Genomic DNA, 8,122 nt, shown 5'->3' with positions numbered 1-8,122 from the left:
AACAGGCCTGCTTCCCGCCGGGCTCCATGGGCGTCGACAAATACTGGTCCCCCGTCAACCGCGTCGACAACGCATACGGAGACCGAAACCTCGTCTGCACATGCCCTCCAATGGAAGCTTACGAAGAAGCCGCAGAATAGCCAAAACATGACCCCCGCTGAAAGGCGGGGGTCATCGAAGGGAACAATGCGTCCCTCACTCGACCCAATCAAACCAGTTGGTGGTTCTGATGAAGCATTATGTCATACGAAATTGTCACGCAGGTGCAGCTCAAATCGCCAACGTGGCAAAGGAACGCCCTCATCACATCGAAGTCATTCTGCGCTGCCAAGAGGATAGGGCATCAGCAGAATTGGTCGTGGAGTTTTTCGATGCGTTGAACAAATTGATCGCTAAAAAAGCCTATGTGGTGACAGCACGTGTTGTTGCTACCGACAAAGTTGGTGGACCACTTGATTGGGCTGGGCGGACTGCGGTGTTCTGGGGCGACTTGGAGAGTGCATGGTGCCCGGCAGGAGACCAAAAGCTTTGGGTTTCGCAAGTGATGAATCTGTCACCCAGAGTGATTTTGGTCGGTGGCGCCGTGATGTTGCTGGCACAGATGGCAGGCTCTGAACCTAGGGCGGCTGCAGTGCATACCACTTTTGAAGCGGCTGCTTTTGAACAGGGAATTGTCAGCTGCGGGGCATCAACTTGTCTGGCGACAGATGGTCGATTGCACAGCGCCAATACACGCATCAGTGCTCTGGGATTACTTTCGGAGCTCGTTTCGGATGATCACGGTCAACATATTGCTGATGCGCTACGCAGATATGTCGGTTTGAGCGAGCCAGGGAAGAAAACCGAGAGTCAAATTGCCAATCGGCTCATCGGCGAAGCCAAAGGGGACGAGGTGGTCATTCATACGCTGGCGACCATGATGAAGCATATCGAAGACCCGTTGAGCATTTCAGAACTTGCCGCGACAGTCGGTACGTCTGTCCGGCAGCTTCAGAGAAGATATCTCGGCAAAACAAATGCGAAGCTTCTGGACACTTACAAAGAGTTGCGTTTGGAGCGGGTTGGGATCTTGCTTAAATACACAGACATGCCCTTTGCAGAAGTTGCCGCCGCGACTGGGTTTTCGTCTCGTTCCGCCATGTCCCGGAGCTTCTTCAAACATTGCAAATCTACTCCTGAAGAGAGCAGGAAGCGGCGGTATCTTGGGTGTGAATAGAACAAGCGCTCTCAATTCAGCGTGCAGTTTCTGGATGCGCAAAAGCACCTAATAGCGAACAGTCTGGCGTTCAAAAACGAGGGCGTGGACGCCTGATTGGCTGCGCCTATCGTGGCGCGAAGACCAAGTAGCACGATATCTGTGATAGCCAAGGGCGTCCGGTAAACCTTTTTTACTGCTGGGCACGCTAGCGACTAAATCGGCATGCGGGCCTTACTTAGCAGCGTGTCAGATGTTGACTGACTGATTGGAGACCGTGGCTAAGACGCTGACCTGCATCTGAGATGCGTCGAAAGAAAAAGGGATGCAGGCCTGTTTCAAAGGGCGAAGGGAGAAGGGAGAAGGTCGAAGGCGACGCAAGCAGGCTGTCAAATACGACAAAGGTCACTACAAAGGGCGAAACTGGATCGAAATCATGCTCTGCAGATCCAAGGATTTACGGCGTGCCGCAATCCGCTACAACACATGTCCGAAGATATTTCTGCCCGCCATAGAACTTGGTTGGGGGTCACGCTTTGCGATAGATGAATTCATTTTCAGGATTGGCTGACATGGCGTCCAAAACGTCTTTGACCCGGCTATTCAGCGGTGACTTTTTGCAAACGGGGTCGGTGGCTTCGGCATCCTGCGCAAAGGCCATCGCCTGACAACGACAACCTCCGAAGTCGATTTCTTTCCTCTCGCAGCTTTGGCAGGGTTCGGGCAACCAATCGATTCCCCGATAGGCGTTGAAGGCGCTGCTGTGGTGCCAGATGTCCGACAAAGGTTTATCGCGCACGGACTCGAATTCCAGATGGGTGATCGTCTGCGCCGCATGGCAGGGCAGGACGGTGCCGTTGGGCGTGATGTTCAGGCCTGTGGACCCCCAGCCACCCATACAGGCCTTGGGGTAGTCCGAGTAATAGTCTGGCGGTACGAAGTCGATGGCCAGAACGCCGCGCAAATCCCTGCTGGCGCGGGCAACGGTGTGTTTCACGGCCCGGGTCTGCTCAAGCGTTGGCAGCAGTGCGGCGCGGTTCGGCAGAGCCCAGCCGTGGAATTGCACACAGGCGACTTCGAGCCTGCGGGCGCCCAGTTTGACGGCCATTTCGATCGTGCGATCCAGGTCATCAAGATTGTGGCGATGCATGACCGCGTTCAGGGTCAGCGGGATACCCCTGTCACCGATCTCTTTTGCGATGATCATCTTTCGGTCAAAGCCGCCGCGATAGCCGCCAATGCGATCGGCCAGATCGGCATTCGTGCCCTGCAAGGACAGTTGGATGTGATCCAGCCCTGCCGCCTCGAGCCGGTCCAGCCGTTTGGCGGACAGTCCAATGCCGGAGGTGATCAGGTTGGTGTAAAGCCCGATACGCGCGGCCTGTGCGGTCAGGTCTTCGAGATCGCGGCGCGAGGCGGGTTCACCCCCCGACAAGTGCAATTGCAGGACGCCCATTTCGAAGGCTTGCTGGAACACATCCGCCCAGGTCTGGGTGTCCAGTTCCGTTTCCTTGCGCTCAAGCTCAACAGGGTTGCTGCAATAGGGGCAGCTGAGCGGGCAGCGGTGGGTAAGTTCGGCCAAAAGCGCGATGGGGGCAGGGGCGGTCATGTCTGCACCAACACATAGAGTCGGCTGCGCAGAGCCTGCAGGAAGTGTTGAACATCGGTTTCGACCTGATCGGCAGGGGCGTCGTAAGTGGTGGCAAGATCAGTGACGATCTGGCAAAACGAGGTCTTCCCATCCACCCGCGACAGGATGGCGACACCAATATCGTCCAGTTCGATGACTTTTTCCGGGGCTTGCAGGACCATGCGGTCACGCACCGTGTCGCGCTGAACCCGCACGCCGCGCGGCAGATAGGGGCGGTCGGTCTGGTGCAGCTCAAGCGTCATAGCAGGCCTTCCCCCGTTTTCCACGCACCGGGTGGGACTAGGCCAGGCTCTACATATCCGGACCAAAGCGCGTCCAGCTGCGCCCACAACACGTTGGTTTTGAAGATCAGCGCCTCGCAGGCCATGTCTTCTTTTTCCGCTGTGTCGGCGTGGTCCAAAACCCAGTTCAGGCCGAATGCCACGTCCTTCGGAGCTTGGGTCAGGCGCTTTTGGAAATAGGATAGGCTGTCGGAATTGGCGAAGTCATAGTGCTGCAACAGGCCCTCGATCCGCTGTTCGTGGATTTTGGGGGCAAACAGCTCGGTCAGAGAAGACGCGATCGCCTGCAGCAGAGGCTTTTCGCGTACGTAATGCACATAGGCGTCGACGGCGAATTGGGTCGCGGGCAGGATACCTCGGCCCGAGGCGACATAGTCAGGGTCCAGCCCCACGGCCTCGGCCAGCTTCAGCCAGCGCCGGATGCCGCCGCCCTCGGTCACGCCGCCATCGTGGTCTTCGATGCGGGATCGCCACTCGCGCCGGATATCGGGATCGTTGCAGCGCGACATGAAGGCGGCATCCTTCATCGGAATCGCCGCCTGATAGGCCCAGCGATTGATCACCCAGGCGCGTACCTGATCGGGGGTGCATTCCCCGCTGTGCAGCCGGTGATGAAACGGGTGCTTATCGTGGTAACGCTCCGCCCCGATCTGACGCAAGCGGGCCTCTAGGGTTTCGCGGCTCATATCGTGATCTCCTGCCCGTCATAGGCGATGGTCCAGCCTGCGGTTTCCACAAAGGCGCGTTCCGGGCTGTCGGGTTGCAGAACAGGGTTGGTGTTGTTGATGTGGATGAAGGTTTTCGCCGCGCGGATCTCTTGCAGTCGGGCGATCGACCCCTCGGGTCCGCTGATCGAGATATGCCCCATCCGCTGCCCGGTTTTTACGCCGGTTCCGGTGCGGATCATCTCATCATCATCCCAAAGCGTGCCGTCAAAGAACAACTGATCGGCATCCGTAATTCGGGCCAACAGGTCATCGGTCACCTGCGCGCAGCCGGGGATGTAATAGGCGGTCTTGTCGGTGGTGGTCAGCCGGACGCCCACGGTCTGTTCGCCCAGAAGATCGGTCTGGACGCTGTCGCCCTCCATGAACAGCGGCACCTTGCCGGGCACCGCAAAAAGCTGCGCCTGCAGCCCCTCTTGTAGGGTGAACTCATCGCCCAGAGCAATCTGACGACGGCCCACCTTCTCGCGGTTGACCGCATCGAAAATCCGGTTCTGGGACAGCACATCCAGTATATCGCCCGTGGCAAACAGGGTGAACGGGGTCTGTTCACGCAGGCTGAGCAAGCCGGCGATATGGTCGATATCCCCGTTGGTCAGCAGGACCGAGGCCACAGGCGTATCGCGCAGCGCGCGGGGGTGCATTTTGGGGCTGCCCAGCATCTGCTGGCGAATATCGGGCGAGGCGTTCAGGATGCTCCAACTCAAACCATCCGGGGACACCGCCAACGAGGACTGGCCGGAGGGCGGGATCTTGCCCTTACGGGCGTCCTCGCAATTCCGGCAACCGCAGTTCCATTGTGGCAAACCGCCACCTGCAGAAGCCCCAAGAACCAGGAAATGCACTTTGGGCCTCCGCTGCGTTCACGTGTTCAGAACAGGTCGGGCTCGTACTCGCGGCCTTCGTCCTCGGACGGAGAGTACATGTTGATCTCCATACCGCAGTTCACTTCTTTCAGCTTCGGTGTGCTCCAGGTCATAGTGTCCTCCCGATGAATGACTGGCGTTGTTGAAAACCTACTACCGGCGCGATTTTCAAAAAATGCTCCTTTGGTCGTAGGGATGGGATGTAGTGTTGAGGGGCCGGGGCGGCTGCGTCAACCGCCTTGGGGTCGTAGAGGCGGGACTTAGGACTTTCGTCGAATGTCGTGGGCGCAGGTGGAAATATAGTCTCACGCATATGCGCGCGATCCTGTTACTTGTGTTTTTGCTTTTCAGCGGCCTGTCGGTTCAGGCAGAGCCTCTGCCGCGTGAGCAGATCGAAACCTATATCCGCGCCCCGTTTTCGCTGGGCGATGCGCTGAACGATGACGGGGTCTACAGCCTGCTGAACTCGGGCGGCAGTGAGGCTGGATATGTATTTGAATCCGAACCGTTGGCCCCCTTGCCGGGGTTTTCGGGCGCGCCGATCAACATGCTGGTGGTGCTGGACCTTGAGGGGCGCTTTCTGGACGTCCAACTGATCGAACACAATGAGCCGATCTTTGTCTCGGGTCTGGGTGAGGCCCCGTTTCACAAGTTCTTTGAACAATATGGCGGGCTGTCGATTTCGGATTCGATTGTGGTGGGAACACCCTATGGCGATGCGGCGGCGGGTTCACAGCTTGTTTATCTGGATGGCGTCACCAAGGCGACGGCCAGCGTACGCATTGCCCACGAATCCGTCATGGGGGCCGCGCTGGCGGTGGCCCGCGAAAAGATGCAGGGGCTGGCCACCGCGCCGCCCGCCTTTCCGGACCCCGAGTATCAGGAGGACCTGACCTGGCAGGATCTCGTCGATCAGGGCATCGCCACGCGCAAAACCTACACCAACGCGCAAGTCGACGCCTTGTTTGCAGGCACCTTGTGGGCGGATGACGATCCCGAGGCGCAAGATTACCCGGATGAGCCTTACTTGGACATCTGGGTCGTCGATGTAGGGCCTACTTCCATCGCCCGCACTGCGCTGGCCGAGGACAGTTTCGACGACCTCCAGAGCTTTCTGGAAATCTCGGACAATGATGAACCGATCCTGGTGATCGAAACTGCTCGCCACGGTTTGGTCAGCGAGGACTTCGTGCGCAATACAGCTCCAGATTGGTTGTCGGCGGAACAGGATGGCTTTCCGGTTGCCCTGCGCGATGCCGATCTGTTTGTGGAGCTGGCCGATGGTCTGCCCGATGGGACCGCCATGATCCTGCGCACAGACCGCAGGCTGGGCTTTGATCCCTCACGCGATTGGGTTCTGAAGGTGTTGGCCGTGCGGGAACACGGCATGTTCCAGCCCGAAACAGGCTCGGTCACGCTTGAGGTGCCCCATATCACGCCCGAACGGTTCTTTACCCGTCCGGTTCAGATCACGCCGGTCCCGCCATGGCTTGAAGCGCTGCGCAACCGTCAGGCCGATATGATCGTTCTTGGGATATTCCTGACAGGTCTCATCGCTGCGCTCAGCTTTCGCATGAATGCACTGGCGGCCCAACCTTTGTTCACGCCCCTCCGCATGGGCGTGCTGGCCGTTGTCATCGGCTTTGTCGGATGGTGGGGGCAAGGGCAGCTTTCCATCGTCACCGTTCTTGGAACACTCAGAGCAGCGGTCGAGGGTGGCAGTTTCGCATTCCTTCTTTATGACCCGTTTTCCTTGCTAATCTGGGCGGTTTCGATCGCTGGTTTCATCGCATGGGGTAGGGGGCTGTTCTGCGGCTGGCTCTGCCCCTTCGGCGCGATGCAAGAGTTCGCGCATCACCTTGGCAAAGCCCTCCGCCTGCCGCAAATTGAGCCGTCCGAGGCTTGGGACAGGCGTCTGAAATGGTTGAAATATGTCATCCTCGCGGGTCTTGTGGGCGTTGTGTTCGTCGCTCCCGATCAAGTGGACAAAGCTGCCGAGGTCGAGCCCTTCAAAACCGCGGTCACCACCTTCTTTGTGCGGGAATGGTATTACGTGGCCTATGCGGCGGGATGGCTGTTCCTTGGAATGGTGCTGTTCAAGGGATTTTGCCGCTATGTCTGTCCGCTTGGCGCTTTCATGGCGATCGGCGGGCTGTTGCGCGGGCGCGATTGGATAGACCGACGCGCGGAATGTGGCTCTCCCTGCCAATTGTGCAAGGTCAAATGCAAATACGGGGCGATCGCCAAAAGTGGGCGTATCCAATATGACGAATGCTTTCAATGCCTTGACTGCGTGACGATCCATGACGACAGCACGAAATGCGTACCCCTGATTGTCGCTGCCCGACGCCAAGCCAGAGAGGTCGCCGCCGAATGATAAGCCGCCGCCGCTTCCTTGCCATCTCTGCCGCCGCGCTGGCGACCCCGGCTACGGCCCAACCCACAAAATGGCAGGGCTACGCTTTGGGTGCAGAGGTCAGTCTAACCTTTGACGCGCCTCCCCAGATTGCCGAACCCGCCATCGCCCGCATCCGAGCCGAGCTTGAACGCTTTGAGGCATTGTTCAGCCTCTACCGTCCCGAATCCGATTTGTCTCGGCTGAACCGCTCCGGTTTTCTCAATGCCCCCGCTCACGAAATGCTAACGCTTCTGCAGGCCTGCGATCGCGCCTACCGGCAGACCGACGGGCGCTTTGACCCAACCGTTCAACCCGTGTGGCAGGCAGCGGCCCAGAACGGAGATCTTGAGGCCGCGCGCCAAGCTATCGGATGGGACCGGGTTCGAATTTCGCCCGATCACATTGCGCTGGATGCCGGTCAGGCACTGACGCTGAATGGAATTGCTCAGGGCTACGCCACGGATCTGGTCACAGAGGTGCTGCGTCAGGCGGGTTGGGGGAATGTACTCGTCAATATCGGTGAGTACTACGCCGCAGGGCGCAACTGGACCCTTGGCGTGTCCGACCCTCAACACGGGATCGTGCAAACCCGGACTCTCAAAGATCAAGCGATTGCCACCTCCAGCCCAGGTGCGTTGCGACTGGGTGGCGGTCAGTTTCACGTCCTGAGTCCACAAAGCATGCAACCACCCCAATGGTCGACGGTCAGCGTTCAGGCTGCAGACGCCACATCGGCAGATGCATTGTCAACGGCGCTTTGCCACGCGGATGAGGGTGAGATTCAAACCATCCTGGATCGAACACCCAAGAGTACCACTGTAATTTGTGTTCACCAGAATGGGTCTGTCCGGACCTTCCAATCATAACAAAAGCCCCGGGGGTTTTGCCCGGGGCTTTGGAGTTTATCGCCTATGCGGTTACAAGCAGTCTTGGACGGCGCGTTTTGTCATGACGCTGACGAGATGCGCGCGGTAGGTTTTGCTGCCGTGCAGGTCGGCGATCATGT

At 58.5% G+C, this 8,122-nt stretch carries 8 protein-coding genes; 3 read left to right on the top strand and 5 right to left on the bottom strand.

Annotated elements, in window-relative coordinates:
• Positions 1-229 precede the first annotated feature (229 nt).
• Positions 230-1,216, top strand: a complete 987-nt coding sequence (locus ACR0I8_RS21965; protein ID WP_170693431.1) for a helix-turn-helix domain-containing protein — start codon at positions 230-232, stop codon at positions 1,214-1,216.
• 508 nt (positions 1,217-1,724) lie between these two features.
• Here the strand turns inward: ACR0I8_RS21965 and pqqE are convergent.
• The 5 genes from pqqE to pqqA are packed head-to-tail and all read right to left on the bottom strand — an operon-like array spanning position 1,725 to position 4,831.
• Positions 1,725-2,804: a pyrroloquinoline quinone biosynthesis protein PqqE gene (gene pqqE, locus ACR0I8_RS21960; RefSeq protein ID WP_170693433.1), complete on the bottom strand. Its 1,080-nt coding sequence runs from the start codon at positions 2,802-2,804 to the stop codon at positions 1,725-1,727.
• Entirely contained in the window at positions 2,801-3,088 is a 288-nt protein-coding gene (pqqD, locus tag ACR0I8_RS21955) for a pyrroloquinoline quinone biosynthesis peptide chaperone PqqD (RefSeq protein ID WP_170693435.1), read from the bottom strand. Before pqqD ends, pqqE begins: the two co-directional genes overlap by 4 nt.
• The gene (pqqC, locus tag ACR0I8_RS21950) at positions 3,085-3,813 is read right to left on the bottom strand and encodes a pyrroloquinoline-quinone synthase PqqC (RefSeq protein WP_170475149.1); all 729 of its coding nucleotides are present in this window, start codon (positions 3,811-3,813) and stop codon (positions 3,085-3,087) included. Before pqqC ends, pqqD begins: the two co-directional genes overlap by 4 nt.
• The gene (gene pqqB / locus ACR0I8_RS21945; RefSeq protein WP_170475145.1) at positions 3,810-4,697 is read right to left on the bottom strand and encodes a pyrroloquinoline quinone biosynthesis protein PqqB; all 888 of its coding nucleotides are present in this window, start codon (positions 4,695-4,697) and stop codon (positions 3,810-3,812) included. Before pqqB ends, pqqC begins: the two co-directional genes overlap by 4 nt.
• Positions 4,698-4,723: 26 nt before the next feature.
• The gene (pqqA, locus tag ACR0I8_RS21940) at positions 4,724-4,831 is read right to left on the bottom strand and encodes a pyrroloquinoline quinone precursor peptide PqqA (RefSeq protein WP_152460716.1); all 108 of its coding nucleotides are present in this window, start codon (positions 4,829-4,831) and stop codon (positions 4,724-4,726) included.
• A gap of 200 nt (positions 4,832-5,031) precedes the next feature.
• Between pqqA and ACR0I8_RS21935 the strand changes: the two genes are divergently transcribed.
• Together ACR0I8_RS21935 and ACR0I8_RS21930 are read left to right on the top strand one after the other, a co-directional pair.
• The gene (locus ACR0I8_RS21935; RefSeq protein WP_170693437.1) at positions 5,032-7,095 is read left to right on the top strand and encodes a 4Fe-4S binding protein; all 2,064 of its coding nucleotides are present in this window, start codon (positions 5,032-5,034) and stop codon (positions 7,093-7,095) included.
• The gene (locus ACR0I8_RS21930; protein WP_170693439.1) at positions 7,092-7,982 is read left to right on the top strand and encodes an FAD:protein FMN transferase; all 891 of its coding nucleotides are present in this window, start codon (positions 7,092-7,094) and stop codon (positions 7,980-7,982) included. The genes ACR0I8_RS21935 and ACR0I8_RS21930 overlap by 4 nt, the downstream gene beginning before the upstream one ends.
• The last annotated feature ends 140 nt before the right edge of the window (positions 7,983-8,122 follow it).

Source organism: Ruegeria sp. BG9 (assembly GCF_056538305.1).
This window is presented reverse-complemented; position numbering and strand designations above follow the sequence as displayed.